Annotated in this window: 24 protein-coding genes; 7 read left to right on the top strand and 17 right to left on the bottom strand. The window is 74.2% G+C overall.

What is annotated here, in order from left to right; translation table 11 throughout:
* Nucleotides 1-5: 5 nt before the first annotated feature.
* Both FHX78_RS27815 and FHX78_RS27810 read right to left on the bottom strand, forming a co-directional pair.
* Nucleotides 6-1,307 carry an ABC transporter substrate-binding protein gene (locus tag FHX78_RS27815; protein WP_145870145.1) on the bottom strand — a complete coding sequence of 434 codons (1,302 nt, stop codon included), beginning with the start codon at nt 1,305-1,307 and terminating at the stop codon, nt 6-8.
* Nucleotides 1,276-1,842: an MTB12 C-terminal domain-containing protein gene (locus FHX78_RS27810; protein ID WP_145870144.1), complete on the bottom strand. Its 567-nt coding sequence runs from the start codon at nt 1,840-1,842 to the stop codon at nt 1,276-1,278. Before FHX78_RS27810 ends, FHX78_RS27815 begins: the two co-directional genes overlap by 32 nt.
* 144 nt (nt 1,843-1,986) lie before the next feature.
* Here FHX78_RS27810 and FHX78_RS27805 point away from each other — a divergent pair, with 144 nt between their 5' ends.
* Genes FHX78_RS27805 through FHX78_RS27795 form a run of 3 tightly spaced genes read left to right on the top strand, consistent with a single transcriptional unit; the run spans nt 1,987 to nt 6,244 of the window.
* Nucleotides 1,987-2,466 (top strand): hypothetical protein, encoded by a 480-nt coding sequence (locus FHX78_RS27805; protein ID WP_145872183.1) that lies wholly within the window; start codon nt 1,987-1,989, stop codon nt 2,464-2,466.
* Between the two features lie 11 nt (nt 2,467-2,477).
* Nucleotides 2,478-5,579 (top strand): ABC transporter permease subunit, encoded by a 3,102-nt coding sequence (locus tag FHX78_RS27800; protein ID WP_145870143.1) that lies wholly within the window; start codon nt 2,478-2,480, stop codon nt 5,577-5,579.
* Nucleotides 5,576-6,244, top strand: a complete 669-nt coding sequence (locus FHX78_RS27795; RefSeq protein ID WP_145870142.1) for an ABC transporter ATP-binding protein — start codon at nt 5,576-5,578, stop codon at nt 6,242-6,244. Before FHX78_RS27800 ends, FHX78_RS27795 begins: the two co-directional genes overlap by 4 nt.
* Before the next feature lie 105 nt (nt 6,245-6,349).
* Here FHX78_RS27795 and FHX78_RS27790 read toward each other — a convergent pair whose 3' ends face one another.
* Nucleotides 6,350-7,021, bottom strand: coding sequence for a LysM peptidoglycan-binding domain-containing protein (locus FHX78_RS27790; protein WP_145870141.1), 672 nt, complete (start codon nt 7,019-7,021; stop codon nt 6,350-6,352).
* 540 nt (nt 7,022-7,561) lie between these two features.
* Between FHX78_RS27790 and FHX78_RS27785 the strand changes: the two genes are divergently transcribed.
* Nucleotides 7,562-8,344, top strand: coding sequence for a hypothetical protein (locus tag FHX78_RS27785; protein ID WP_145870140.1), 783 nt, complete (start codon nt 7,562-7,564; stop codon nt 8,342-8,344).
* 88 nt (nt 8,345-8,432) lie between these two features.
* A complete protein-coding gene (locus tag FHX78_RS27780; protein ID WP_145870139.1) occupies nt 8,433-8,846 on the top strand; it encodes a hypothetical protein in 414 nt (137 codons plus the stop codon).
* 68 nt (nt 8,847-8,914) lie between these two features.
* Here FHX78_RS27780 and der read toward each other — a convergent pair whose 3' ends face one another.
* The 5 genes from der to aroH form a co-directional block, all read right to left on the bottom strand.
* Nucleotides 8,915-10,405, bottom strand: a complete 1,491-nt coding sequence (gene der, locus FHX78_RS27775; protein WP_145870138.1) for a ribosome biogenesis GTPase Der — start codon at nt 10,403-10,405, stop codon at nt 8,915-8,917.
* A 77-nt stretch (nt 10,406-10,482) separates the two neighbouring features.
* Complete coding sequence (locus tag FHX78_RS27770; protein WP_145870137.1) at nt 10,483-11,130, bottom strand: lysophospholipid acyltransferase family protein; 648 nt, start codon at nt 11,128-11,130, stop codon at nt 10,483-10,485.
* Nucleotides 11,127-11,813, bottom strand: a complete 687-nt coding sequence (gene cmk / locus FHX78_RS27765; protein WP_145870136.1) for a (d)CMP kinase — start codon at nt 11,811-11,813, stop codon at nt 11,127-11,129. Before cmk ends, FHX78_RS27770 begins: the two co-directional genes overlap by 4 nt.
* A 135-nt stretch (nt 11,814-11,948) precedes the next feature.
* The gene (locus FHX78_RS27760) at nt 11,949-13,034 is read right to left on the bottom strand and encodes a prephenate dehydrogenase (protein ID WP_145870135.1); all 1,086 of its coding nucleotides are present in this window, start codon (nt 13,032-13,034) and stop codon (nt 11,949-11,951) included.
* A complete protein-coding gene (gene aroH / locus FHX78_RS27755; protein WP_145870134.1) occupies nt 13,031-13,393 on the bottom strand; it encodes a chorismate mutase in 363 nt (120 codons plus the stop codon). The genes FHX78_RS27760 and aroH overlap by 4 nt, the downstream gene beginning before the upstream one ends.
* A 246-nt stretch (nt 13,394-13,639) precedes the next feature.
* Here aroH and FHX78_RS27750 point away from each other — a divergent pair, with 246 nt between their 5' ends.
* The gene (locus tag FHX78_RS27750) at nt 13,640-14,053 is read left to right on the top strand and encodes a Rieske (2Fe-2S) protein (protein WP_145870133.1); all 414 of its coding nucleotides are present in this window, start codon (nt 13,640-13,642) and stop codon (nt 14,051-14,053) included.
* A 22-nt stretch (nt 14,054-14,075) separates the two neighbouring features.
* Nucleotides 14,076-14,777, top strand: coding sequence for a nucleotidyltransferase domain-containing protein (locus tag FHX78_RS27745; RefSeq protein ID WP_145870132.1), 702 nt, complete (start codon nt 14,076-14,078; stop codon nt 14,775-14,777).
* A gap of 27 nt (nt 14,778-14,804) precedes the next feature.
* On the opposite strand, the gene FHX78_RS27740 is transcribed toward FHX78_RS27745, so the two are convergent.
* The 9 genes from FHX78_RS27740 to FHX78_RS27700 form a co-directional block, all read right to left on the bottom strand.
* On the bottom strand, nt 14,805-15,839 hold the full coding sequence (locus tag FHX78_RS27740; RefSeq protein ID WP_145870131.1) for an ADP-ribosylglycohydrolase family protein: 1,035 nt from the start codon (nt 15,837-15,839) through the stop codon (nt 14,805-14,807).
* On the bottom strand, nt 15,836-16,555 hold the full coding sequence (locus FHX78_RS27735) for an NUDIX hydrolase (protein ID WP_145870130.1): 720 nt from the start codon (nt 16,553-16,555) through the stop codon (nt 15,836-15,838). The genes FHX78_RS27740 and FHX78_RS27735 overlap by 4 nt, the downstream gene beginning before the upstream one ends.
* A gap of 63 nt (nt 16,556-16,618) precedes the next feature.
* Nucleotides 16,619-17,662, bottom strand: a complete 1,044-nt coding sequence (locus tag FHX78_RS27730) for a pseudouridine synthase (RefSeq protein WP_145870129.1) — start codon at nt 17,660-17,662, stop codon at nt 16,619-16,621.
* Nucleotides 17,662-18,327 carry an SMC-Scp complex subunit ScpB gene (scpB, locus tag FHX78_RS27725; RefSeq protein WP_145870128.1) on the bottom strand — a complete coding sequence of 222 codons (666 nt, stop codon included), beginning with the start codon at nt 18,325-18,327 and terminating at the stop codon, nt 17,662-17,664. The genes FHX78_RS27730 and scpB overlap by 1 nt, the downstream gene beginning before the upstream one ends.
* A complete protein-coding gene (locus tag FHX78_RS27720) occupies nt 18,324-19,403 on the bottom strand; it encodes a segregation and condensation protein A (protein WP_425282240.1) in 1,080 nt (359 codons plus the stop codon). Before FHX78_RS27720 ends, scpB begins: the two co-directional genes overlap by 4 nt.
* A gap of 321 nt (nt 19,404-19,724) precedes the next feature.
* Nucleotides 19,725-20,276, bottom strand: a complete 552-nt coding sequence (locus FHX78_RS27715) for a hypothetical protein (protein WP_145870126.1) — start codon at nt 20,274-20,276, stop codon at nt 19,725-19,727.
* The gene (locus FHX78_RS27710) at nt 20,261-21,397 is read right to left on the bottom strand and encodes a ParA family protein (protein ID WP_145870125.1); all 1,137 of its coding nucleotides are present in this window, start codon (nt 21,395-21,397) and stop codon (nt 20,261-20,263) included. Before FHX78_RS27710 ends, FHX78_RS27715 begins: the two co-directional genes overlap by 16 nt.
* A gap of 446 nt (nt 21,398-21,843) precedes the next feature.
* The gene (gene ald / locus FHX78_RS27705; protein WP_167531998.1) at nt 21,844-22,959 is read right to left on the bottom strand and encodes an alanine dehydrogenase; all 1,116 of its coding nucleotides are present in this window, start codon (nt 22,957-22,959) and stop codon (nt 21,844-21,846) included.
* 145 nt (nt 22,960-23,104) lie between these two features.
* The gene (locus FHX78_RS27700) at nt 23,105-25,165 is read right to left on the bottom strand and encodes a tetratricopeptide repeat protein (RefSeq protein WP_145870123.1); all 2,061 of its coding nucleotides are present in this window, start codon (nt 25,163-25,165) and stop codon (nt 23,105-23,107) included.
* Between the last annotated feature and the right edge of the window lie 62 nt (nt 25,166-25,227).

Raw genomic sequence — 25,227 nt, 5'->3', positions numbered from 1 at the left:
GGGCGTCAGGGCTCGTACGCCAGGTGCGGCACCCGGAAGCAGGTGCGGTTCATGTCGCCCTGGGTGACCCAGCCCTCGCCGTCCCGCCAGCGGGCCACGGACAGGCAGGCCCTGCTGGTCCCCGGCGGCTCGGGCGACGGCCTGAACGACACGGGGAGCAGCAGCCCGCCGGCGGTGTAGCCCTCGGCGCCGTTCACCCGGGCGTCGACGCACGCGCGGGTGATGCCCGTGCGCGCACAGGACGTCGCCGCCTCGGTGAACCAGCGGGCGGCCGCCCAGCCCTCCAGCTGCCACTGCGAGTGCGTCCGCAGCCCCTTCGTGGCGTCCCTGAACGCGCGTACGGCCCGGTGGCCGGTGTCCTCGAAGTTGCGGCTGGAGCCGGTCGCCCACAGCGCGTTGCGGCAGCGCGGCGCGTCCGCGAGGTCCTCGGCGACGGTGGAGGTCCAGTTCTGCGCGTGGGTGACCTTGGCGGTGACCCGGGCGCCGACGTCGTCCATGGCCTGGCACAGCCGGGCGTTGCCGTGGCCGTCGATGGCGTCGAAGACCAGGTCGGCGCCCTGCTCCTTCAGGTCGGCGGCCACCGCGCGGAAGTTGGGCAGCGCGAAGTCGACCCGTTCGGTGACGACCCGGTAGCCCTCGGCCCTCAGCCCCCGTTCGACGAGCCGGGCGTAGGCGGCGGACGCCGACTGGTTGTAGGAGACGACCGCGGCCGTGCGGGCGCCGTGCTCGCGCGCGAAGTAGCGGTAGACCTCCGTGCCGCCGTACAGCTCGCCGTCCCAGCCGGGGGTGCCGTTCCTGGGCGCGCTGCTGCCGTAGATGCTGTACAGGTGCGGGTAGGTGTCGTACGCGGCGCCGATGGGCTGGCCGCCGATGTCGGGCACCCCCGCGCGGGAGACGCGGGAGGCGCCCGCGTAGTCCAGGGCGGTGGTGGCCACCAGGGCGACGACCTCGTCCTCGTCGATCAGCCGGTGCACGCACTCGTTGTTGCCGACGCCGCTGCCGCCGTCGTCGCACAGCCGCACCTCGACGGGCCGTCCGGCGATGCCGCCGCGCGCGTTGAGCCGGTCGAACCAGGCCTTCGCGCCGTCGCGCGGGCCGGTGAAGGCGCCGCCGCCGACCGGGCTGGTGGCGCTGGTGACGATGCCCACGCGGACCGGTTCGCCGGTGTCCCGGGCGGGGGCGGACGGGCTGCGGCCGTCGTGCTCGAAGTCGCTCTCCGGCAGGCGGCTGCCGCAGGCCGCGGTCAGGACGAGGAGCAGGGCCGCGGCGAGTGCCTCAGCAGCCCGGGATGGCCGGGGGCGAGCCATCACCGCTCAGCTCCACCAGCGCGCACAGGGACTTGACGGACACCTTCCAGGTGCCGTCCTCCTCGATGGCCTTCCCGGACGCGTCCGGCAGGGCGGTGACGCCCTTGAGGCTCAGCGCGAACTTGACGTCCGCCTCGGTCGGCGAGGTGAACGAGACCTCCGTGACCTGCGCCTTGACCTGCCCGCCGCGCTCGTCGCCGCTGAACGCCTCGAGGACGGGGCCCATGAACTGGCCGTGCTGCAGGAGCTTCTTCTTGTCGTCCAGGGACGTCCTGGGGTCGAAGAACTTCTCCCAGTTCTGCTTGACCTCCCGCTCGGCCGCCGCCCGGTCCGCGGGCGCGCTGCCCGGTGCGCTCGGCGTCCGTTCCGCCGTCTGGGTGGGGACCGGGCTGTCGCCGCCGCCCCCGTCACCGCACGCGGCGAGGGCCGGGGCGAGCACCAGCGCCACGGCTGCCGCGAGGGCCGTGCCCCGCCCCGCCCGTGGGCCGTGTCCCCTCCTCGCGTTCCCCCGCCTGAGGTCGCTGCCGAGAACCATTGGCTCACCAATCGGGTGTCGGTACGGGCCGTGTGCGCCCGGTGTTTTCAGGGTCGGCTCGCAGGGGGCATAGTGCAACCGGTCGGCCGGCTCGGCCGGGGGCGGGGCAGGCACGTGCACAGACCCCGACGCGTGGGAGCCATGATGCGGACAGCCCGACTGCGGACCGCGCACCCCGTCCTGTGGGCCGGCTGGGCCGTGCTCGCCGCCGGTGCGGTGCTGTGCGTCCTCGGCTGGTACGGCGTCTCGGGTGAGCGGTACGCCGAACGGCAGCTGCCCTATCTGGCCTCCTGCACTGTCCCGGGCGCCGCGCTGATCGTCGCGGGTGCGGTGCTGCTGGCCCAGGGGCGCGGCGCGCTCGCCGCCGCGCGCGTGGAGGAGTTGTACGGGCTACTCGTGGCCGCGGCACCGGAAGGCGCCGACGGTCCCCGCGCGGCGGCCGACGCGCCGGTCGCGGTCAGCGGGGAGATGCTGATGGTGCCGGGCGGGACGCTGTGGCATCGCGCGGACTGCCCGCTGGTCGCGGGGAGGACGGAGGCGGTTGTGGTGGACGCGCGGCGCGTGGCGCACGGTGGGCTGGAGCCCTGCCCGATCTGCGAACCCGCCGAAGAGACCGACGGCTGACGCCCTCGCCGATGGCCTCCCTGACGTACGACCTGACCCTGGCCGGTCTGTCGGTGGGCGCGGCGGCCGCGCTCACCGGTATCGGCCTGATCGTGACGTACCGGGCGACCGGGGTGCTCAACTTCGCGCACGGGGCGATCGCGATGGTGTGCGCGTACGTGCTGCGCGGGTGCGTGGTCGACTGGGGCTGGCCGCTGTGGTGGGCCTCCGCGCTGACGCTGCTGGTGGTGGCGCCGGGACTCGGAGTGGTGCTGGAGCGGTGGGTGTTCCGGCCGCTGTCCGTGCGGGGCGGGGACCCGGCGCGTGCGCTCGTGGCGTCCATCGGGGTGTTCGTGCTGCTGGTGGGCGGGGCCGCGCTGCTGTGGGGGCAGGGAGCGCGGGACGACGCGCCGGTGCTGGTGCCGGCGGACCCGTGGGGGCAGCTCGCGGTGGTGGCCGTACTGGCCGCCGGGGTCGGCGCGGTGATCCGGTGGACGCGGTTCGGGCGGGAGCTGCGGGCCGTCGTGGACGACCGGTCACTGGCCGTGCTCGCGGGTGTCGACGCGGACCGGGTGGCGGCGGCGGGCTGGGCCTTCGGCTCGTTCACGGCCGGTCTGACCGGGGTGCTGCTGGCGCCGTACGTGCGGCTCGACCCGTACGGGCTGCCGCTGCTCGTCATGGAGGTGGTGGCGGTCGCGGTCGCCGCGCGGATGCGGAGTCTGCCGGTGGCGGTGGCCGTCGCGCTCGGCATCGGGGTGGCGCAGAGTCAGCTGACGCGGCTGCACCCGTCGGGGTGGGGCGAGCCGCTGTTCCAGGCGGTCGGCGCCAACCTGTTCGTCGTGGCGCTGCTGTTCGCCGCACTGGTGCTGCCCGGGGCGGGCGCGCGCGACGCGCTCCCGCGCACGGCCGGCGGGCGGGCGCCGACCCCGCCGGGCGTCTGGATCGTGGCCGGGGTGCTCTTCCTGCTGCCGCTGGGCTTCGCCGGGGGCGACCTGCACACGGCGGTGCAGGTGCCGGCGCTCGGGGTGGTGCTGCTGTCGCTGGTGGTGGTCACCGGCCGGGGCGGCCAGATCTCGCTCGGGCAGGCGGCGTACGCCGGCCTGGGCGCCCTGTTCACGGCGCTGCTCGCGGCCGGCCGCTTCCCCGGCCTGCCCCGGCTGCCGGAACTGGTCGCGCTCGCGGTGGCGGTCGTCCTGGTCGCCCCGCTGGGCGTGCTGACCGGCTGGCCGGCGATCGGCCGCCGGGGGCTCGCACTGGCACTGGCGACGTTCGCGGTCGGCGTCGGCGTGAGCCGCTTCGTCTTCGACCAGCCGTACGCCACGTCGGGGCTGTCCCTGGGCCGCCCGGCGGGCTTCGACGGCGACCGCGCGTACTACGTCCTGGAGCTGGCCCTCCTGGCGTGCGCGCTGACGGCGGCCTGGGCCCTGCGCCGGGGCCGTACGGGCCGCGCGCTGGCGGCGATGCGGGACCACGAGTCCGGGGCGCGGGCGGCGGGCGTGCGGGTGCCGTCGCTGAAGCTGCTGGCCTTCGTCTGCGGTGCCGCGCTGGCCGCGCTCGGCGGCGGCATGCTCGGCATGGGACTGCGCGCCTTCGACCCCGCGGCGTACGACCCGGTGCGGGGCCTGCTGTGGTTCGCCGCGGTGGTGGTGCTGGGCGCCGACAGCGCCCTGGGCGCGCTGCTGGCCGCGGCGCTGCTGGTCGGCCTGGACGCCGGTACGCGCGGTGGCGTGGCGGCGGCGGTGATCGGCGTGCTGGCGGTCCTGGCCGGCCGCTTCCCGGGCGGCCCGCACGACGTGCTGCGCGCGGCGGCGGAGCGCCTGCGGCCGGCCCGGCCGCCGGAACCGACTCCGCTGGGCGCCCGGGTACGCCACCTGCTGCGCGGGCCGGAACCCGCCCCGGTACCGGTTCCGGTGCCGGCGGGGGCGACGGCCACGGGCGCGCGCCGACGGCGGAGGGGAGCCCCGGGCGGGCGCTACCGGGTGCCCGGCTTTCCGGGGCGCCGTCACGACCGGCTCGCGGCAGGGGGTGCGGGCGGGGGTGGGGCGGCGGAACGTCCCCCCGTCAGCCCGCCGGGCGACCGGCCGCGGCCCCCGCACCCGCCGAAACACCGGCCGGGCGACCGGCCCCCGCCCGAGCCGACGGAGCACCCGCCGGGCGGCCGGCCGCGCCTCCCGGCCTCGGCAACGGCCGCGGACCGCCCGCCGGGCGGTCCGCCCCGGAGGGGCGCCGTCCCAGCCGGCGAGAGCGCCGGTACCCCGTCCCCCCGCCGTACCGCCCGCCGCGACGACGGGACGGAGGCGACCGCCCGCGAGGAGGCCGTCACGCCCGGCGGGACCGCCGCCCGCCCGCTGCGGGACGGGCCGGTCCGCGCCGCCCCGGGCGGTCCGTCCCCCGGATCGCGGCGCCCGGCCCCCGCCCCCGCGGACGAACCCGCCGCACCCCCCGTCCTCGAAGCCCGTGCCCTGCGCGTCCGCTACGGCGGGTTCACCGCGCTGGACGGTGTGGATCTCGGCCTCGTGGCCGGGCGGGTGACCGCCGTCGTCGGGCCCAACGGGGCCGGCAAGAGCACGCTGTTCCACTGTCTGGCGGGCACGCTGCGGCCCGCGCGGGGCTCGGTCCGGCTCGCGGGGCGCGACATCACCCGGCTGCCCGCGCACGCCCGCACCCGGCTCGGCATCGCGCGGACCTTCCAGCAGCTGGCGGTCTTCCCGACGCTGACCGTGGCCGAGAACGTGCGCGTCGGCGCCGAGCAGGGCCGGCCGGGCGATCCCCGCGCGGTGGAGCGCACGCTGCGGCTGCTCGGCCTCGACGGACCGGTGCGGGCCCGCCCCGCCGCGGGGCTGCCCACCGGGACGCTGCGCCGGGTGGAACTCGCGCGGGCCCTGGCCACCGGTCCGCGCGTGCTCCTGCTGGACGAACCGGCCGCCGGGCTCGACACCGCCGAGGTCGCCGCGCTGGCGCGGATCCTGAAGGCGCTGGCCGCCGACGGCACGGCGCTCCTGGTCGTCGAGCACGATCCGAACCTGGTGGCCGGCCTCGCCGACGTCGTGCACGTGATGGCGGCGGGCCGGATCGTCGCCTCCGGTCCCCCCGGCCGTGTCCTCGGCTCCCTCGGGGAGGCGGAGCGCCCATGACCGCGACCGTCCTCTCACTGCACCGCGCGCGCGTCCGGTACGGCCCCCTGGAGGCCCTGCACGGCGTCACCCTCGCCGCCCCGGGCCCCGGACTCACCGTGCTGCTGGGCCGCAACGGCTCCGGACGTACGACCGTGCTGCGCGCGCTGGCCGGGGCCGTGCCGCTGTCCGGCGGGGCGGTGCGGTGGGACGGCGTGGACGTGACCGGCGTACCGGCGTTCGAGCGGGCGCGGCGCGGGATGTGCCTGGTGCCGGAGCGGCAGGCGGTGTTCGGTTCCCTCACGGTGCGCGAGAACCTCGCCCTCACCGCGCCCGACCCGCAGCCCGCGCTCGCCGCCTACCCGGCGCTGCGGCCGCTGCTGGAACGCCGGGCGGGCACGCTCTCCGGCGGGGAGCAGCGCATGCTGGCCCTGTCCCGGGCGCTGCTCGCCCGCGCGCGCGTGGTGCTCGTCGACGAGCCCGCGCAGGGCATGGCCCCCGCGGTCGCGGCCCGCACCTACGCGCTGCTGGCCGGCCTCGACGCGTGCGTGGTCGTCGCCGAGCAGCGGCTGCCGCCCGCGCTGCTCGGCCGGCGGGCCTTCGTGTACGTCCTGCGCCGGGGCGCGGTGGTCTTCGCCGGGGAGGCGGGTGAACTCGGCCGGTCCGCCTCGGCGCAGCGGTTCTAGGGTCGGCCCCGCGACGCCGGCGTGACCCGAACGACAGGCCCTGGGAGGGCGCGGGGCCCCGTCCGGCCGGTCGGACGGGGCCCGTGTGCCGGGTGCGGGGGCGGCTCAGACGTCGAGTCGCTGCCCGGGGACGATCACGTCCGGATCGCCGCCGACGACGGACCGGTTGGCGTCGTACAGGCGCCGCCAGTCGAGCCCGTGCCGTGCGGCGATGCCGCTCAGGGTGTCGCCCGCGCGGACGGTGTAGTCGCCGCCGGACGCCGTCCGGTCCCCGTGCCCGGCGGCCGGGGCCGCCGACGGCTCGGACGACCGCGCCGGACTCGACGACTTCGAGGGCTCGGAGGGGGCCGGGGACTTCGACGGGGCCCTGTCCGCCGCCACCGGGTCCGTGGCGGGTGCGCTCCCGGACGCCCCCGCGCGGGCCGAGCAGGTCGGCCAGGCGCCCCACCCCTGGGCGCGCTGGACCTTGGTGGCCACCGCGATCTGCTGGGACCTGGTGGCCCGGTCGGCCGTCGGCGCGTAGGCCGTGCCGCCGTAGGCGCGCCAGGTGGCGGCGGAGAACTGCAGTCCGCCGTAGTAGCCGTTGCCGGTGTTGATGTGCCAGTCGCCGCCGCTCTCGCACTGGGCGATGCGGTCCCACACCCCGCCGTCCGCCGCCGCGGCGTTCCCGGTCGCGGTCAGCAGGGCGAGGGGCGCGAGCAGTGCCGCGCCGGCGAGGACCGCCGTCGTACGGGTCTTGCGAGCGTGGTGGCGGGTGTTATCGGCACATGCGGACATGTAGGTCCCTTCCCCAGGACTCGGGGTCCCCAGGACGGAACGCCGCCCACGCCGCCATGAGGCGGGTGAGCCGCGCCCGCCCCGTCCGCCTGCGGGTCGATCGCTGGTGCTGTGCGGTGCGTTCGGCGGACGTACCCGAGCGGTGCTCGTTGCACACGGCGGAGGAATCTAAGGAGCCCAGGGGGCCCGGATCAACCAATGGCCTGTTGTGCCAGGCCAGTTGCCCATTACCCTGGGTATCGGCGATTTCCGGCCACCCACTTCATTCGCTGATTTCCGGATTTGTCGACCACCGAACCCGGTAATCTGTGAGTCTCCTCACCCGGTCAACCGCAGTGCGTACACGGGAAGTTGACGATGAGTGCCGGATTCCGCGCCGGCCGTGACCGAGTGCGCTGGATGGTTCGATTCCGTTCGCCTTGGGGCGTGACTCCCGCCACAGATCGCCCGTTGTCTTCTTCATGAGCCCGGGGACCCACCCGGACCACGGGCCGGGAGCCACCCGGCCTCGCCACGCACCGCATCCCGAGGGAGCCACCCGTGCCGCGCATGCTCGACGTCAGCGACGAGGTACGCGCCGAGATCGGCGACGAAGAAGCAGACCGACTGCTCGCCGGAGAGTCCGCCCCGGGCAGTTACGACTGCACCTCCTGCCGCACCCCGGGCCACCCGGAGCAGGAGCGCACCAGCACCGTCCTATTCATCGGCGACGAGACCGCCGTGCTCGCCTTCGCCCACGCCACCTGCCTGCCCTCGCAGGTGGTCCAGGTCACCGAGGCGCAGTTGCAGGGGGCCGTGCGGGCCATCGGCGGGGACACCGGCGCGCCGGCGCCCGCGAACGCCGCCCCGGAGCAGGCCGTGCTCGGGGTGACCAGCGGACTGGTCCTGATCTCCGGGGAGTTGCACCCGGCCCTGGTCGTCGAGCCGACCGCGCCGGTCGCGCGGCCCGGTTCGCTCGGGGCGGGCGACGACTTCCTGCCGTTGCTGATCGAGCAGGGCTTCATGCCCCTGACCGAGCTGTCGGCCGTGCCTCCGGTGCTGCACGGCTGGTCGGTGCTGCTCGCCGCGGGACAGCTGCACGCGGTGCTGCAGCCGAACCCCGGCGGCGGCCGGCCCGTGGCCTGGTGGCAGGCGCACCAGCCGCTCCAGGTCACCGACGGCTGGCGGACGGCCGCCAACAAGCACCACCAGGTGCTGATGTTCGCGGCCCCGGTCGGCTCGATCGGCCGCCAGCCGCGTGAGGACCTGCTGCGCGACGCGCTGGACAAGGCGGCCGCCAACGGCCAGCTGGTCGCCTCGGCGCTGCCGCTCGCCGGCGTCTGACCGACCCGGCCGGCGCGCGCCGGGCACGCGAGCGGCGAAAGCCGCAAAACGGCCGCATCCCCAACGGCACGGGGTCGTTTGGACATACGTGCACGCATATGACGTTCCCCGCCGCCAGTCCCTCGCCTCGGTCCCCGCCCCCGTGCGCCCGGCGCAGGACTCCCGGAGCGGCCCCTCGGCCACGCCGATCTACGACGCCCTCTACACCGAGTACGTCAAGTCCTTCCGTTCGCTGCCGGGTGACCGCAGCGGCGAGGAGGACCTGGGCTTCACCGCCTTCGGGAACATCCCGCACAGTACGGGCTCGTACGGCGGCCACAGCCCCGGCTCGTTCGGCGCCTCCCTGGTCAGCGGTGCGTACGGCGGCTACGGGGCGGGCAGCACCCGTCAGGGCACCGGTCAGCAGCCGCAGTGGCAGCGGGTCGGCACGGTCGGCCGGAACGTCTCCGGGATGCACCACGTCCCGGCCGGACTGCCGCCGACCCCGCGCAGAGGCGCCTGACCGGGGCACGGACAGGGGGAAGGGGCGGTCCCGCACCGGGACCGCCCCTTCCCCCTGTCCGCCGTCCGCTACTTCTTCCTGCCGCGCTTCTCGCGCACCCGCACCGAGATGTGGATCGGCGTCCCCTCGAAGCCGAACTCCTCGCGCAGCCGGCGCTCGATGAAGCGCCGGTAGCCGGCCTCGATGAAGCCGGAGGCGAACAGTACGAACCGCGGCGGCCTGGTGCCCGCCTGGGTGCCGAACAGGATGCGCGGCTGCTTGCCGCCCCGCACCGGGTGCGGGTGGGCGGCGACCAGTTCGCCGAGGAAGGCGTTCAGACGGCCGGTCGGCACCCGGGTCTCCCAGCCCTCCAGGGCCGTCTCGATGGCCGGGACCAGCTTCTCCATGTGCCGGCCGGTGTGCGCCGAGACGTTCACCCGCGGCGCCCACGCCACCTGGCCCAGCTCGGTCTCGATCTCCCGCTCCAGGTAGTAGCGGCGCTCCTCGTCGAGGGTGTCCCACTTGTTGTAGGCGAGGACGAGGGCGCGGCCCGCCTCCACGGCCATGGTCACGATGCGCTGGTCCTGCACCGAGATGGAGTCGGCGGCGTCGATGAGGACGACGGCGACCTCGGCCTTCTCGACGGCGGCGGCAGTGCGCAGCGAGGCGTAGTAGTCGGCGCCCTGCTGGAGGTGGACGCGCTTGCGGATGCCCGCCGTGTCGACGAACTTCCAGGTCTTGCCGCCCAGTTCGATCATCTCGTCGACCGGGTCGCGGGTGGTGCCGGCGAGCTCGTTGACGACGACCCGCTCCTCGCCCGCCACCTTGTTCAGCAGCGAGGACTTGCCGACGTTCGGACGGCCGATCAGCGCGACCCGGCGGGGGCCGCCGACGGCGGTGCCGAAGGTCTGCGCCGGGGCCTCCGGCAGCACCTCCAGGACCTGGTCCAGCATGTCGCCGGTGCCGCGGCCGTGCAGCGCGGAGACCGGGTGCGGCTCGCCCAGGCCCAGGGACCACAGGTAGGCGGCGTCGGCCTCGCCGCTCGGGCCGTCCACCTTGTTGGCGCACAGCACGACCGGCTTGCCGGCCTTGCGCAGCAGCCGGACCACGGCCTCGTCGGTGTCGGTCGCGCCCACCTTGGCGTCGACGACGAAGACGACCGCGTCGGCGGCCTCGATCGCGTACTCGGCCTGCGCGGCCACGGACGCGTCGATGCCGAGGACGTCCTGCTCCCAGCCGCCGGTGTCGACGACCTTGAAGCGGCGGCCCGCCCACTCGGCCTCGTAGGTGACACGGTCGCGGGTGACGCCCGGCTTGTCCTCGACGACCGCCTCGCGGCGGCCGATGATCCGGTTCACCAGGGTCGACTTGCCGACGTTGGGCCGGCCGACGACGGCGAGCACCGGCAGCGGGCCGTGGCCGGCCGCCTCGATGGCGCCCTCGACGTCCTCGAGGTCGAAGCCCTCCTCCGCGGCGAGCTCCATGAACTCCGCGAACTCGGCATCGCCCAGCGCCCCGTGGTCGTGCTCGTGCGCACCCTCGTACGCGTCCGAGCCGTCGGGCTGGATGTGGTCGTTCATGAAGTCCGTACCTCGTCGTTCATCGTGGTGATCGGTGGGGCACCCGGCACACGGGTGATCCACTACTCAAGTGTCGCTCAGCGCCCGGTGAGGCGCCTGGCGTTTTCCAGGTGCGCGGTGAGCTGCTTCTGGATGCGCTCGGTCGCCTCGTCGAGCGCCTTGCGCGTACGCCGCCCGCTGCCGTCGCCCGCGTCGAAGGGGTCGCCGAAGACGACGTCGACGCGGGAGCGCAGCGGGGGCAGCGCCTTTATCAACCGTCCGGGCCGCTCCGAACTTCCCAGCACGGCGACGGGCACGATCGGCGCCCCGCCGCGCACGGCGAAGTACGCGAGCCCCGCGCGCAGCGAGGCGAAGTCGCCCTCACCGCGCGTGCCCTCGGGGAAGATGCCGAGGACGCCGCCCTGCTCCAGCACGCCCAGCGCCCGGGAGATCGCCGTGCGGTCGGTGGTGTCCCGGTCCACCTTGAGCTGGCCGATACCGGTCAGGAACGGGTCGAGCGGGCCGACGAACGCCTCCTTCTTGATCAGGAAGTGCGTCGGCCGGGGCGCCACGCCCATGACCATCGGGCCGTCGACGTTGTGGGAGTGGTTCACGGCGAGGATCACCGGGCCGGCCGCCGGCACCCGCCAGGCGCCCAGCACGCGCGGCCTGAACAGCCCGTACATCAGGCCGACGCCGATGCGCCGCCCGACCTCGGCGCCCCGCACCGATGGGACGTCGGTCACTTCCCGGCCCGCTTCTCCTCGACGAGGGTGACGACGCACTCGATGACCTGCGGCAGGGTCAGGTCGGTGGTGTCCACCTCGACCGCGTCGCCGGCCTTGGCCAGCGGGGAGGTCTTGCGGCTGGAGTCCGCGGCGTCCCGCTTGGCCAGGGCCTCGCGGGTGGTCTTCAGGTCGGCACCCTTCAGCTCGCCGCTGCGGCGGGCAGCCCGCGCCTCCTCGGAGGCGGTGAGGAAGATCTTCAGGTCGGCGTCGGGGAGCACGGTGGTGCCGATGTCACGGCCCTCGACGACGATGCCGGTGACGGCGGAGGCGGCGATGGAGCGCTGCAGCTCGGTGATCCTGGTCCGCACCTCGGGGACCGCGCTGACCGCGCTGACCTTGGAGGTGACGTCCTGCCCGCGGATCGGGCCGGCCACGTCGACGCCGTCGACGGTGATGGTCGGGTCCTCGGGGTCGGTGCCCGAGACGATCTCCGGCTTCGCGGCCACGGCGGCGATCGCGGTGGGGTCGTCGGTGTCGATGCCGTGGTGCACCATCCACCAGGTGATCGCCCGGTACTGGGCGCCGGTGTCCAGGTAGCTCAGGCCGAGCTGCGCCGCCACGGCCTTCGACGTGCTCGACTTGCCCGTGCCGGAGGGGCCGTCTATGGCGACAATCACGGGCTGGGCGGCGCCGTTTTCCACGGAGGAACACCTTCCTGGTGCGCTGGTGTGGGGTGTGCGGGGCGCGGACACGCCCCGCACCAGGTTACTGGCTCCCCGGAACCCTTCCGACAAGCGGACGATCCGGCCCTTCGGGGGAAGGGCGGCCCCGGCCCCTCACTGCCGGATCGCCCAGCCCCGTTCCCGCAGGCCCGCCGAGAGCACCGGTGCCGCCTTGGGCTCCACCGTCAGCTGGATCAGACCGGCCTGCTGTCCGGTGGCGTGCTCGATGCGGACGTCCTCGATGTTGACCCCGGCGTGGCCGGCGTCGGCGAAGATCCGGGCCAGCTGGCCGGGCTGGTCGTCGATGAGCACCGTCACGACCTCGTAGGCGCGCGGCGCGGTGCCGTGCTTGCCGGGGACGCGGACCTGGCCGGCGTTGCCCCGGCGCAGCACGTCCTCGATGCCCGTGGCGCCCTCGCGGCGCTTGTCCGCGTCGGAGGACTCCAGCGCGCGCAGGGCGCGCACGGTCTCCTCCAGGTCGGCGGCGACGTCCGTGAGCAGGTCGGCGACCGGCCCGGGGTTGGCGGACAGGATGTCGATCCACATCCGGGGGTCGGAGGCGGCGATCCGGGTCACGTCCCGGATGCCCTGCCCGCACAGCCGTACGGCGGCCTCCTCGGCGTGCTGCAGACGGGCGGCGACCATGCTGGACACCAGGTGCGGCATGTGGGAGACGAGGGCCACGGCACGGTCGTGGGCGTCGGCGTCCATGACGACGGGCACGGCACGGCAGTGCGAGACCAGTTCGAGGGCGAGGTTGAGCACCTCGGTGTCGGTGTCCCGGGTCGGGGTCAGCACCCAGGGGCGGCCCTCGAAGAGGTCGCCGGAGGCGGCCAGCGGGCCGGACTTCTCACGTCCGGACATGGGGTGGGTGCCGATGTAGCAGGCCAGGTCGAGCCCGCGTGCCTGGAGCTCGCGGCGCGGTCCGCCCTTGACGCTGGCCACGTCGAGGTAGCCGCGGGCCACCCCGCGCCGCATCGCGTCGGCGAGCACGTCGGCCACGTGGGCGGGCGGGGCGGCGACGAGGGCCAGGTCCACCGGCCCGTCGGGGCTCTCGTCCGTCCCGGCGCCGAGCGCGGCGGCCGTGCGGGCCTGCTCCGGGTCGTGGTCGGCGAGGTGGACCGTGACGCCCCGCTGGGACAGGGCGAGGGCGGCGGACGTGCCGATGAGTCCGGTGCCGATGACGAGTGCGGTTCTCACTGGGCGATGTCCTTGCGCAGGGCGGCCGCGGCGCCGAGGTAGACGTGCGCGATGTCGGCGCGGGGCCGGTCGGACTCGATGTGCGCGAGGACCCGGACGACGCGGGGCATGGCGCCGGCGATGTCGAGTTCCTGGGCGCAGATCAGGGGGACGTCGACGATGCCGAGCCTGCGGGCGGCGACGGCCGGGAAGTCGCTGTGCAGGTCGGGCGTGGCCGTGAACCAGAGGCTGATCAGGTCGTCGGTGTGCAGGCCGTTGCGCTCGATGATCGCGGTGAGCAGGGCGCCGACCTGCTCCTCCATGTGACCGGCCTCGTCCCGCTCCAACTGGACGGCCCCACGGACCGCGCGTACCGCCACGACGATGCTCCTTGCTGACGTGCGTGTCTGCTGTTCGGTCATCCAGCGTAGTCAGGCCCGGGACGGCCGTGGCCGGGCGCTCGCCCGCTGAGACGGGACGGCGTGCCCGTTTGATGACACTTCACCACTCATTGCTTAACCTTCGGCCCATTCGGTGTCAGGATGCGGGGACCGCCGGCCGTGCACCACGGTGCTCCCCCGCTCTCTCCCCCGCCCCCTGCCCCCGGATCCCCTCGGAGTGACGTCATGACCCGTCGTGCGAGTCGCCGCACGGTCCTTCTCGCGTCCGGCGCGGCGGCACTGGCCGCGGGCTGCGGCGGTGGCGGCGAGGGCGGCCCCTCGTCGGAATCGCCCGCACCGGACGCCACCGCCGGGCAGGAGCTGGCCTCGACCGCCGACATCCCGGTGGGCGGCGGGACGGTCCTCAAGGACGAGAAGGTGGTGGTGACCCAGCCCGAGGAGGGCGACTTCAGGGCCTTCTCGGCGATCTGCACCCACCAGAACTGCGTGGTGGCCGGCGTGGCGGACGGCACCATCAACTGCGCCTGCCACGGCAGCCGGTTCAGGATCGCCGACGGTTCGGTGGACCGGGGCCCGGCGACCCGGGCGCTGCCCGAGCAGTCGATCACGGTGGAGGGAAATTCGATCCGCCTGGCGTGAACCGCCGCGTACGCTCCCGGGCATGCGCCCCGAGACCCTGGTTGCCGACCACACGATCTACGCCTGCGTCATGGGCTCGCGCGCCTTCGGTCTGGCCACGGAGGGCAGCGACACCGACCGCCGGGGCGTCTTCCTCGCGCCCACTGCCCTGTTCTGGCGCTTCGACAAGCCGCCGACGCATGTCGAGGGGCCGGCCGAGGAGCAGTTCAGCTGGGAGCTGGAACGCTTCTGCGAGCTGGCCCTGCGCGCCAACCCCAACATCCTGGAGTGCCTGCACTCCCCGCTCGTGGAGTACGCCGACGCCACCGGCCGCGAGCTGCTGGAGCTGCGCGGGGCATTCCTGTCCCGGGCGGTCCACGAGACGTTCACCCGCTACGCCCACGGCCAGCGCCGCAAGCTGGAGGCCGACGTGCGCTCCCACGGGGCCCCGCGCTGGAAGCACGCCATGCACCTGCTCCGTCTGCTGATCAGCGCCCGGGACCTGCTCCGCACGGGCGTCCTCACGATCGACGTGGGCGAGGAGCGCGCACCGCTGCTCGCGGTGAAGCGCGGTGAGGTGCCCTGGTCCGGGGTGGAGTCCTGGATGACGCGGCTGGCGGAGGAGGCCGCGGAGGCCGCCCGGCACGGCCCGCTGCCCGAGGAGCCGGACCGGCGCCGCGTGGAGGACTTCCTCCTGCGCACCCGCCGCTCCTCGGCCCTGCGGAGCGATCGGCCCAGGCCCTGAGTCCTCCCCCGCGCGCTCCCGGCCGGGTCAGGCGTCCCAGAGCGTTCCCAGTGCCAGCAGCTCGTCCCGGTACTCGATGCGGTCGGCCCAGTCCGCCGGCCAGGCGTCCGCGCCCAGGTGGGCGCCGGCGAAGGCGCCCGTGAGGCAGGCGATGGAGTCGGAGTCGCCCGCGGTGCAGGCGGCGCGGCGCAGGGCGGTGAGGGGTTCGTCGACGAAGAGGAGGAAGCAGAGCAGGCCGGTCGCCAGGGCCTCCTCCGCGATCCAGCCCTCGCCGGTGGCCAGGCAGGGGTCGGTCTCCGGCGAGACGGTGCGCACGGCCTCCTGGAGGCGCCCGAGGATCTCCAGGCACTCGTCCCAGCCGCGCGCGATGAAGTGTTCGGGGGTGGGGTCCTGGGCGCGGGTCCACAGGTCGCCGAGCCAGGACTCGTGGTAGCGGGTGCGGTTGTCGTAGGCGTAGGAGCGCAGCAGTCCGATCAGCCCGGTCGGCTCGGCGCCCTCGGCCAGCAGGCGTACGGCGTGCGCGGTGAGGTCGGAGGCGGCGAGCGCGGTGGGGTGTCCGTGGGTGAGCGCCGACTGCACCTGGGCGGCGCCCGCGCGCTGTTCGTCGGTCAGGCCGGGGACCAGGCCTATCGGCGCGACCCGCATGTTGGCGCCGCAGCCCTTGGAGCCGGTCTGGGAGGCGTCCTGCCAGGGCCGGTCCTCGTGGGCGAGCAGGTGGCAGGCCTTGAGGCAGGTGGCGCCGGGGGCGCGGTTGTTCTCGGGCGAGCGCCACCACTCCACGAACTCCTCGCGCACCGGCCGCGTCAGCCGTCTCGGCGCGAGCGTGCCCCGCTCCATCGCCGTCCGCAGCCCCCTGCCCAGGGCCAGCGTCATCTGGGTGTCGTCGGTGACGATCGCCGGCCGGGGCAGCTCCATCTGCCGCCACGGGCCGAACGTGGCGAGGATCGACGGGACGTCGTCGAACTCGGTCGGGAAGCCCAGCGCGTCGCCGAGGGCGAGTCCGGTGAGCGCTCCGGTGGCGGCGCGCTTGGTGACGGCGTTCGTCGTGCCGTGGGGCGTCATGCGGGGCGTCCTTCCGGGGTGGGCCGGAGCAGGGGCGGGTGGAGGGCGGTGGCGGTGCCCGCGCGGTAGAGGGCGGCGGGTTTGCCGCGGCCGCCGGTGAGGCGCGCGGCGCCCGGGACGGCCTCGACGAAGCCCGGGGTGGCGAGTACCTTGCGCCGGAAGTTGGGCCGGTCGAGGGCGGTGCCCCACACGGTCTCGTAGACCTGCTGGAGTTCCCCGAGGGTGAACTCGGGCGGGCAGAAGGCGGTGGCGAGGCAGGTGTACTCGAGCTTGGCGCTGACCCGTTCCCGCGCGTCGGCGAGGATCCGGTCGTGGTCGAAGGCGAGCCCCCGCGCGGAGCCGTACGGTGTCCAGCGGGCCTGCGCGGCGTCGCTGCCGCCGTGTGCCTCGGGCGCGTCCGGGAGGAGCGCGGCGAAGGCGACGGACACGACCCGCATCCGGGGGTCGCGGCCGGGTTCGCTGTAGGTCCGCAGCTGCTCCAGGTGCAGCCCGGACACGTCCGTCAGCCCGGTCTCCTCGCCCAGTTCCCGCCGCGCGGCACGCTCGGCGGACTCGTCCGGCCGTACGAATCCTCCGGGCAGCGCCCACCGCCCGGCGTAGGGCTCCTCGCCCCGCTCGACGAGCAGGACGTGCAGCGCGCCCCCGCGGATCGTGAACACGGCGAGGTCGACGGTGACGGCGAAGGGTTCGAAGGCGTGCCTGTCGTAGCCGTCCACCACCCGCACCCCCTTTAATAGTCACTGCGACTATAAAAGGGGGTGCGGTGGAAGCACAAGCCTTTAGAGGTCGACCTCCTGCATCAGCATGCCGACCTCGGTGTTGGACAGCCGGCGCAGCCAGCCCGACTTCTGGTCGCCCAGGGTGATCGGGCCGAAGGCGGTGCGCACCAGCTTGTCGACGGGGAACCCGGCCTCGGCGAGCATGCGGCGCACGATGTGCTTGCGGCCCTCGTGCAGGGTCACCTCGACGAGGTAGTTCTTGCCGGTCTGCTCCACGACCCGGAAGTGGTCCGCGCGCGCGTAGCCGTCCTCCAGCTGGATGCCGTCCTTGAGGCGCTTGCCGAGGTCGCGCGGGATGGGCCCGACGATGTGCGCGAGGTAGGTCTTCTTCACCCCGTACTTCGGGTGGGTGAGACGGTGCGCCAGCTCGCCGTGGTTGGTGAGCAGGATGACGCCCTCGGTCTCGGTGTCGAGCCGGCCGACGTGGAAGAGCCGGGTCTCACGGTTGGTGACGTAGTCGCCGAGGCACTGCCGGCCCTCGGGGTCCTCCATCGTCGAGACGACACCGGCGGGCTTGTTCAGCGAGAAGAACTGGTACGACTGCGTCGCCACGGTCAGGCCGTCGACCTTGACCTCGTCCTTCTCCGGGTCGACCCGCTTGCCCTGCTCCATGACGATCTCGCCGTTGACCTCGACCCTGGCCTGCTCGATCAGCTCCTCGCAGGCACGCCGGGAGCCGTAGCCCGCGCGGGCGAGGACCTTCTGCAGCCGCTCGCCCTCCTGCTCCGCGCCCGGGAAGGTCTTCGGGAGCTTGACCTCCTTGCGGTCCGCGTACCGGTCGCGGTTGCGCTCCTCGATCCGCGTCTCGTACTCGCGCGAACGCGCCGGGGCGGTGCGGCCCCGGCCGCCCTTCTGGGGCGACGGCTTGGCGCCGCCGCGCCCGGCCTTCGGACCGTCCTTGGTGGCACCGGGGCCGACGTCGTAGCGGCGCTCCTCGGGGCGGGGCTTGCGGGGGCGGCCCTGCCCCTGCTTCTGGTCCCTGTTGTTGCCGGCTCCGCGGTGGTTACCGCGTCCGCCGCTGTTTCCGCTGCCACTGCTTCGCATCAGAATTCCGTCGTCGTCGTGTTCGTCGGTGGACCGTCGTCCGGGTCCGGTGCGTCCGGATCGAACGACGGCACGCCTTCCTGGGTCTCGGCCTCGATCGCCTCCGCCTCCGGGAGGAAGGGCGCGAGCTCCGGGAGCTCGTCCAGACCGCGCAGGCCCATCCGCTCCAGGAAGTAGTTCGTCGTCGTGTACAGGATCGCACCTGTTTCGGGTTCCGTGCCCGCCTCCTCGATCAGACCGCGTTGCAGCAGGGTGCGCATCACACCGTCGCAGTTGACTCCGCGCACGGCGGAGACGCGGCTGCGGCTGACCGGCTGCCGGTAGGCGACCACGGCGAGGGTCTCCAGGGCGGCCTGGGTGAGCCGGGCCTGCTGACCGTCCAGGACGAAGCCCTCGACGGCCGGGGCGTACTCGGGGCGGGTGTAGAAGCGCCAGCCGCCCGCGACGAGCCGCAGCTCGAAGCCGCGGCCCTGGGCGGTGTACTCGTCGGCCAGCTCCCGCAGCGCGGCCGCGACCTGCCGCTTCGGGCGCTCCAGTATCTTCGCCAGGTGCTCCTCGGTCGCGGGCTCGTCCACGACCATGAGGACCGCCTCCAGGGCGGGCCCGAGGGCGAGGTCCGCGACGGCGCGCGGTCCCGCGGGGGCCTCGGTGGTCTCCTCGCTCACGTCTTCCTGTCCTCCTTCGGCTGCTCGGGCGGCCGGTCGAACTCGTCGGTGACGGTGGTGGCGGCGTCCCCGTCCCCTCCGGTCCAGCGCACGGTCAGCTCGCCGAGCGCGGTCTCCTGGTCGAGGGCGACGGCCTTCTCGCGGTACAGCTCCAGCAGGGCGAGGAAGCGGGCCACGACGGTCAGCGTGTCGTCGGTGTCCTGCACCAGCAGGCGGAAGCTGGCCTCTCCCAGTTCCCTCAGCCGCGCGACGACGACCCCGGCCTGCTCCCGGACACTGACCAGCGGCGCGTGGATGTGGTCCACGTACACCTGCGGCCTGGGCCTGGGCTGCATCGCCTTGACCGCGAGTCTGGCGAACCCCTCGGGGCCGATGCCGATGACGACCTCGGGCAGCAGCTCGGCGTGCTGCGGTTCGAGTCCGACGGTACGGGGGTGGCGCCGGGCCTCGCCGTCCAGGCGGCGGCTGAAGATCTCCGCGACCTGCTTGTACGCGCGGTACTGGAGCAGGCGCGCGAACAGCAGGTCACGGGCCTCCAGCAGGGCGAGGTCGGCCTCGTCCTCCACCTCGGCGGCGGGCAACAGCCGCGCCGCCTTGAGGTCGAGCAGCGTGGCCGCCACGACCAGGAACTCGGTCGTCTCGTCCAGGTCCCAGTCCGGTCCCATGGCCCGGATGTACGCCATGAACTCGTCGGTCACCTTGGACAGGGCGACCTCGGTGACATCCAGCTTGTGCTTGGAGATCAGCTGGAGCAGCAGGTCGAAGGGGCCCTCGAAGTTGGACAGCCGCACCTTGAACCGGCCGTCACCGCCGTCGTCGGCGCTCCCGGAGTCACCGGCCCCCACGGGGACCGCCCCCGGCGCCCCGCCCGGCCGGTCCCCCGACGCAACGCCGGGTCCGGCATGCGGCTCACCCGGAGACTCCCTCCGGGCCTCAGAGGCGCCCTCGGCGTCCGTCTCCCGCCCCGACGGCAGGTCCGGGCCGCCCGGGACCGTCGTGGCCGCGGCGGGCGGTTCCTGGGGCCCGTGGCCCGTGGCCGCCGGCGGAAGGGTGCCGGGTCCGTGTCCCGGCGGCATCACGCCCTCGGGCACCGGCCCGGGGGGCGTTTCGGATGCCCCGTGTCCGCCTCCCGGCGGGAGCACGGCCCCGTCGTGCACCGGCGTGGAGGGCGTCCCGGGTGCCGTCGTGGTGCTCTCCTCCGCCGGCCGCCCGTCCGGCCCGGCCGCCGCCTCGTCCTCCGCGGGCGTCCGACCCGGCGCCGCCGGCGTGGGGGCGGCCTCCGGCCCGGCCGGCGGCACCGCTCCCGGGCCCCGGCCCAGGGCGCGACGGCGGTGAGGCCGGTCGCCGGGCGCGGGGACGGGTGCGTCGTTCGAGGTCATGGCCTCCGCAGGCTACCGCTACCGTCCGCGCAGGCGTCGTACGAGGATGCTGGCGTCCCCGCGGCTCTCCAGGTCGGCGAGGACGACGGCGACCGCCTCGCGCACGATCCGGCCGCGGTCGACGGCGAGACCGTGTTCGCCGCGCAGGACGAGACGGGCGTGCTCGAGGTCCATCAGTTCCTCGGCGGACACGTACACGGTGATCTTCTCGTCGTGCCGCTCGCGGCCACTGGGCCGCCGCGCCGCCGCTCTCCCCCGCTTGCGCGGGGCCGCGGCGTCCTGTGCCGCCGGGCGCCGCCCCGGGCCCGCCGCGCCACGGCTGCGGGACTCCCCGGCCCCGTCCGGTTCCGCGTCCGCCGCGACGTGCTCCGCGCCCTCGCCGTCGCCGCCCTGCGCGGGCACCGACTGCGGCGCGTCCTCCTGGGCCGCCACGGCGTCGCTCTCCCCGGCGGGGGCGGGGACGCGGGCATCGCCGTTGGTCTGACGCCTGGGCGTGGACGCCTGGAGCGCCATCCCCCCTGTCGTACGGAAGAGTTCGTCGGCCCCGGGCAGACTCACTCGGCGTGACACCGGGCGAGCACCTCCCTGGCGAGCTGGCGGTAGGCGGCGGCACCGACGGAGTTGGAGGCGTACGTGGTGATCGGCTCGCCGGCGACCGTGGTCTCCGGGAAGCGGACCGTGCGCCCGATGACCGTGTGGTAGACGTGGTCGTCGAACGCCTCGACCACACGGGCGAGCACCTCACGGCTGTGCACCGTGCGCGAGTCGTACATCGTGGCGAGGATGCCGTCGAGCTCCAGGTCGGGGTTGAGCCGCTCCTGGACCTTCTCGATGGTCTCGGTCAGCAGGGCCACACCGCGCAGCGCGAAGAACTCGCACTCCAGCGGCACGATCACCTTGTGCGCGGCGGTCAGCGCGTTGACCGTGAGCAGGCCGAGCGAGGGCTGGCAGTCGATCACGATGTAGTCGTAGTCGTCCATCAGCGGCTTCAGCGCCCGCTGCAGCGTCGACTCGCGCGCGACCTCGCTCACCAGCTGGACCTCGGCCGCCGACAGGTCGATGTTGCTGGGCAGCAGGTCCATGTTGGGCACCGCGGTCTTCAGCAGCACCTCGTCGGCCGCCATGCCCCGCTCCATGAGCAGGTTGTAGACGGTGAGGTCGAGTTCCATCGGGTTGACGCCGAGGCCGACCGACAGCGCGCCCTGCGGGTCGAAGTCGACGAGCAGCACCCGGCGGCCGTACTCCGCGAGCGCGGCACCCAGGTTGATGGTCGACGTGGTCTTGCCGACGCCGCCCTTCTGGTTGCACATCGCGATGATCTTCGCGGGGCCGTGGTCGCTCAGCGGGCCCGGGATCGGGAAGTACGGCAGCGGGCGCCCGGTCGGGCCGATGCGCTCGCGGCGCTGGCGCGCCGCGTCGGGCGCGAGCGTGGCCGCGTACTCGGGATCGGGCTCGTACTCGGCGTCGGGGTCGTAGAAGTGCCCCTCGGGCAGTTCGTCGTAGTCGGCGAACTGGTTGTGGGGCGCGCCACTTCCGTCGCCGGCCATGGCGTTCACGTGATGGCCATCCATGCTTCGGTGTGCTGGGTGAGTCACCCCTGCTGTCTGGTGACCCTGGTGGGCTGCGAAGGTGCGCACCGCGACGGAGCCGACAGCAGCGAATCCCGCGGACCCCTGGCCCGGTGCAGGCATTCCTGGTTGACCACCCCCGGGAGTAAATGTCGACTCATTCACAAGTCGTCTTACCTCCTTGGTGACCAGGAAACTTCTAGACAGGTCAGCGTGGCACCATGCCGACGGTTGGCGACTCTATGGCGTGTCGGGCGTCCGCAGCAACACAATCCGCCGGACCCGGCCCGATGTGTCGGCAATGAAACAACCCTCTGTCAAGGGCGTACGGCCGTCGCACGGCAGGTTTCACGGGTGTGCGAATCGGTAGAAGGGTTACGTTCGAGGCGAGTTGTCCCTGATTCGGGAAGTGACCATACACACATCGGGCCGGACCTTGTCGGGCAAGGTCCGGCCGGGCGTGCCGGGTTGACGACCGGTGACCGGGTCCCCCCGATCGAGCGAAGCCCGATGCGGGGGTGTATCGACTTCTCCGGCCGGTGACTTGGTCGACTTAGCGTCCGGGCGACTCAGCCGAGCAGCGAGGCGAGCTCCACGTGCTCGAGGCCGTGCGCCTCGGCGACCTCCTTGTAAACGACCTTGCCGTCATGCGTGTTGAGACCCTTGGCGAGCGCGGGGTCGCGGCGCAGCGCCTGCGCCCAGCCGTGGTTGGCGAGTTCGACGATGTAGGGCAGCGTGGCGTTGGTCAGCGCGTAGGTGGAGGTGTTGGGCACCGCGCCGGGCATGTTGGCCACGCAGTAGAAGACCGAGTCGTGCACCCCGAAAGTCGGCTCGGCGTGCGTGGTGGGGTGGGAGTCCTCGAAGCAGCCGCCCTGGTCGATCGCGATGTCGACAAGGACACTCCCTGCCTTCATCCGCGAGACCAGCTCGTTGGTGACCAGCTTCGGGGCCTTGGCGCCGGGGATGAGCACCGCGCCGATCACCAGGTCGGCCTCCAGGCACGCCTTCTCCAGCTCGAAGGCGTTGGAGACGACGGTCTGGATCTTGGTGCCGAAGATCTTGTCGGCCTCGCGGAGCTTGTTGATGTCCTTGTCGAGCAGGGTCACGTGGAAGCCCATGCCGATGGCGATCTGCGCGGCGTTCCAGCCGGAGACGCCGCCGCCGATGACGACGGCCTTGCCGGCCAGCACGCCGGGGACACCGCCGGGCAGCACACCGCGGCCGCCGTTGGCGCGCATCAGGTGGTAGGCGCCGACCTGGGGGGCCAGCCGGCCCGCGACCTCGGACATCGGCGCGAGCAGCGGCAGGGCGCGGCTGGGCAGTTCGACGGTCTCGTAGGCGATCGCGGTGGTGCCGGACTCCAGCAGGGCGTCCGTGCACTCCTTGGACGCGGCCAGGTGCAGGTAGGTGAAGAGGGTCTGGTCCTTGCGCAGGCGGTGGTACTCCTCCGCGATGGGCTCCTTGACCTTCAGCAGCAGGTCCGCGGTGGCCCACACCTCGTCGGCGGTGTCCAGGATCCGCCCGCCCGCGGCGAGGTACTCCTCGTCCGGGATCGAGGAGCCGGCGCCGGCGCCGCGCTCGATGACGACCTCGTGGCCGTGGCGCACCAGCTCGTGCACGCCGGCGGGGGTGATGGCCACCCGGAACTCGTTGTTCTTGACCTCGCGGGGGATGCCGACCTTCACGTCGATCACGGTCCTTGGCTCAGAGGGTATGGGGCTATCACTACACATACCCGGGCACACTCGGGCACACCGGGGGAGACCGCAGGAGAAGGTGCGGCAGAGCCAGTCTAATGAAGGCGTTCCCGCTGTCTAGCCTTTCATTGCATCAATCTTCAGCAGATGTGCTGCGGATTTCGCAGGTGTTAGCGCGTTGTTCCGGTTGAGAGTCGTCCTCCGGGGCCTCCTCGGCCAGCAATCGCTCCGCCGTACTCCGGTGCAGCGCGGCCGACGCGGGGTCGCCGAGGTGGTCGAAGGAGTCGGCGAGCCGCAGGTGCAGCGCCGCCCGCAGCCGGGTGTCGTCGGCCCGGCGCGCCCACTCCACGGCCTCCCGGCAGGTGCGCAGCGACTCCTCGAGGCGGCCCGCGTACTCCTGCACCCGGGCCAGTTCGCTCAGCGCCCGCGCCTGCGCGGCCACGTCGCCGTTCTTGCGGTGCCCGGCGACGGCCGCGCGCCAGTTGCGCAGCGCCTCGCCGTACCGTCCGGCGTAGGTGTGGGCGGCGCCGATACGGCCGTAGAGCCGGGCGGCGTCCGCGCGGTCGCCCCGGGCGAGCCGCTCGGCCAGCGCCCGGCCGAACCAGTCGGCGGCCCGGTCGTAGTCACCGAGCTCCAGATGGGCGCCGCCGACGGATTCCATCGCGCGGCCGGTGGCGTACGGGTCGTTCGCCTCGCGTCCGGCGTCCAGCGCGGTCCGGTAGCGCAGCAGGGCCTCGGAGGTGCGGCCGGTGCGGGCGTCGAGGTCGCCGAGGTTGAGCAGGGCCGCCGCCCGCTCCCGGGGCAGCCGGCGGCGCTCGGCGACGCCGAGGACCAGGCCGTGGACGTCGTACAGGTCGCTCGCGGCGGCCTGGGTGCCGAAGTGGGCCACCATGGCCCGCACGAGCTGGGACATCAGGCGCCGGGCGAGGGTGTCCAGCTCCCCGTCGGCGACCGCGAGCCGCGCGGCGGCCAGCAGGGCGGGCCGGCGGCTGCGCAGCCAGTCGGCGGCGGCCCGGGGGGTGGGGAAGCGCAGGGCGCGCGGCATGCCGAGGAGCTTCTCGCGCGCCTGGGGGCTGTCGGTCTCGGTGATCGCCCTGCACGACTGGAGCAGCCGCACGGTCCGCTCCAGCATGCGGGCGCGGGCCAGCTGGAGCTCGGCGGGCCGCTCGTGGGTCCGGGCGAGCTCGTGCAGCAGGGCGTGCAGACAGCAGGGCACCTCGTACTGCGGCGGCTGCGCGGAGTCCGCCGCGTGCAGCAGGCCGTGGGCGACGAAGTCGTCCAGGGCGGTGCGCGCGGTCTCCACCGAGCAGCCGGCCAGGGCGGCGGCGATGTGCGGGTCGACCAGACCGGCCGGGGCGAGGCCGAGCAGGCGCAGCATCCGGGCGGCGGACGCGGGCAGCGAGGCGTGCACGAGTCCCAGGACGCGGCCGACGACGGTGCCCTGCCCGGGGTCCGTGTGCAGCTGCTTGGCGAGGTCGGCGACGGCCGCCTGGGGCCGGGCGGCGAGCCAGCCCCCGGCCAGCACCAGGGCGGCCGGCTGGCCCTGGCACTGCTCGGCGAGCCGTTCGGCGGCCCGGGGGTCGACCGTGATGCGGACCGACCCGGTGAACCGGGAGAGCAGTTCCACCGCGGACTTGGTGTCGAGGCCGCCGAGGGTGCAGGGGCGGACGTCGGTGATGCCGGTCAGCGGGCCCGAGGAGACGGCGACGGCCAGGCAGTCCGCGTTGTCCGGCAGCAGCGCGTCGACCTGCTCGGCGTCGGCCGCGTCGTCCAGCAGGAGCACCACCCGGCGGTCGGCCAGGGCGGTGCGCAGCGCCTCGGTCAGTTCGTCCTCGGGGGCTCCGGCCGGGGCGGGGGCCTCCAGGGTGTCGAGCAGTTCCCGCGCGACCCGCCCGACGGGCACGCGGGTGCCGTCGGGTTCGCTGAGGCGGGCGCGCAGTACGCCGTCGGGATAGCGGTGGGCGACCTCGCGCACGAGTTCACCGGCCAGCGCCGTCCGGCCGGACCCGGGCCGCCCCGCGATGAGCAGCACGCGCGCGCGGGGCGCCTTGCGACCGGAGAGGGTGTCCAGTCCCGCGCGCTCGATGTCGGCGCGCAACTCCTTCAACTCCCTGGTACGGCCCAGGAATCGACCCTCCGGTGCGGCGTCCTGAGCGAGCCGCACACTGCCTGGGTCCACCGCCTGATCCGTCACGGGCCACACTCCCGTCCCACCGCACGCGCAAGCCCGCCGGGACTCCGGATCGGGCGTTTTCC

This window comes from Streptomyces capillispiralis, assembly GCF_007829875.1.
Classification (GTDB): Bacteria; Actinomycetota; Actinomycetes; order Streptomycetales; family Streptomycetaceae; genus Streptomyces; species Streptomyces capillispiralis.
The sequence above is the reverse complement of the archived record's forward strand: the minus strand, read 5'-3'. Positions and strand labels throughout refer to the sequence as shown.

Bases quoted from the DNA above. Each gene is read 5' to 3' on its own strand.
- FHX78_RS27730 (WP_145870129.1), bottom strand. From the start codon at position 17,662: ATGCGAAGCAGTGGCAGCGGAAACAGCGGCGGACGCGGTAACCACCGC.
- FHX78_RS27800 (WP_145870143.1), top strand. From the start codon at position 2,478: ATGGCCTCCCTGACGTACGACCTGACCCTGGCCGGTCTGTCGGTGGGC.
- FHX78_RS27740 (WP_145870131.1), bottom strand. From the start codon at position 15,839: ATGACGCCCCACGGCACGACGAACGCCGTCACCAAGCGCGCCGCCACC.
- FHX78_RS27710 (WP_145870125.1), bottom strand. From the start codon at position 21,397: ATGCCTGCACCGGGCCAGGGGTCCGCGGGATTCGCTGCTGTCGGCTCC.
- FHX78_RS27815 (WP_145870145.1), bottom strand. From the start codon at position 1,307: ATGGCTCGCCCCCGGCCATCCCGGGCTGCTGAGGCACTCGCCGCGGCC.
- FHX78_RS27750 (WP_145870133.1), top strand. From the start codon at position 13,640: ATGACCCGTCGTGCGAGTCGCCGCACGGTCCTTCTCGCGTCCGGCGCG.
- FHX78_RS27795 (WP_145870142.1), top strand. From the start codon at position 5,576: ATGACCGCGACCGTCCTCTCACTGCACCGCGCGCGCGTCCGGTACGGC.
- der (WP_145870138.1), bottom strand. From the start codon at position 10,405: ATGAACGACCACATCCAGCCCGACGGCTCGGACGCGTACGAGGGTGCG.
- FHX78_RS27810 (WP_145870144.1), bottom strand. From the start codon at position 1,842: ATGGTTCTCGGCAGCGACCTCAGGCGGGGGAACGCGAGGAGGGGACAC.
- FHX78_RS27790 (WP_145870141.1), bottom strand. From the start codon at position 7,021: ATGTCCGCATGTGCCGATAACACCCGCCACCACGCTCGCAAGACCCGT.
- FHX78_RS27805 (WP_145872183.1), top strand. From the start codon at position 1,987: ATGCGGACAGCCCGACTGCGGACCGCGCACCCCGTCCTGTGGGCCGGC.
- FHX78_RS27745 (WP_145870132.1), top strand. From the start codon at position 14,076: ATGCGCCCCGAGACCCTGGTTGCCGACCACACGATCTACGCCTGCGTC.
- FHX78_RS27720 (WP_425282240.1), bottom strand. From the start codon at position 19,403: ATGCCGCCGGGACACGGACCCGGCACCCTTCCGCCGGCGGCCACGGGC.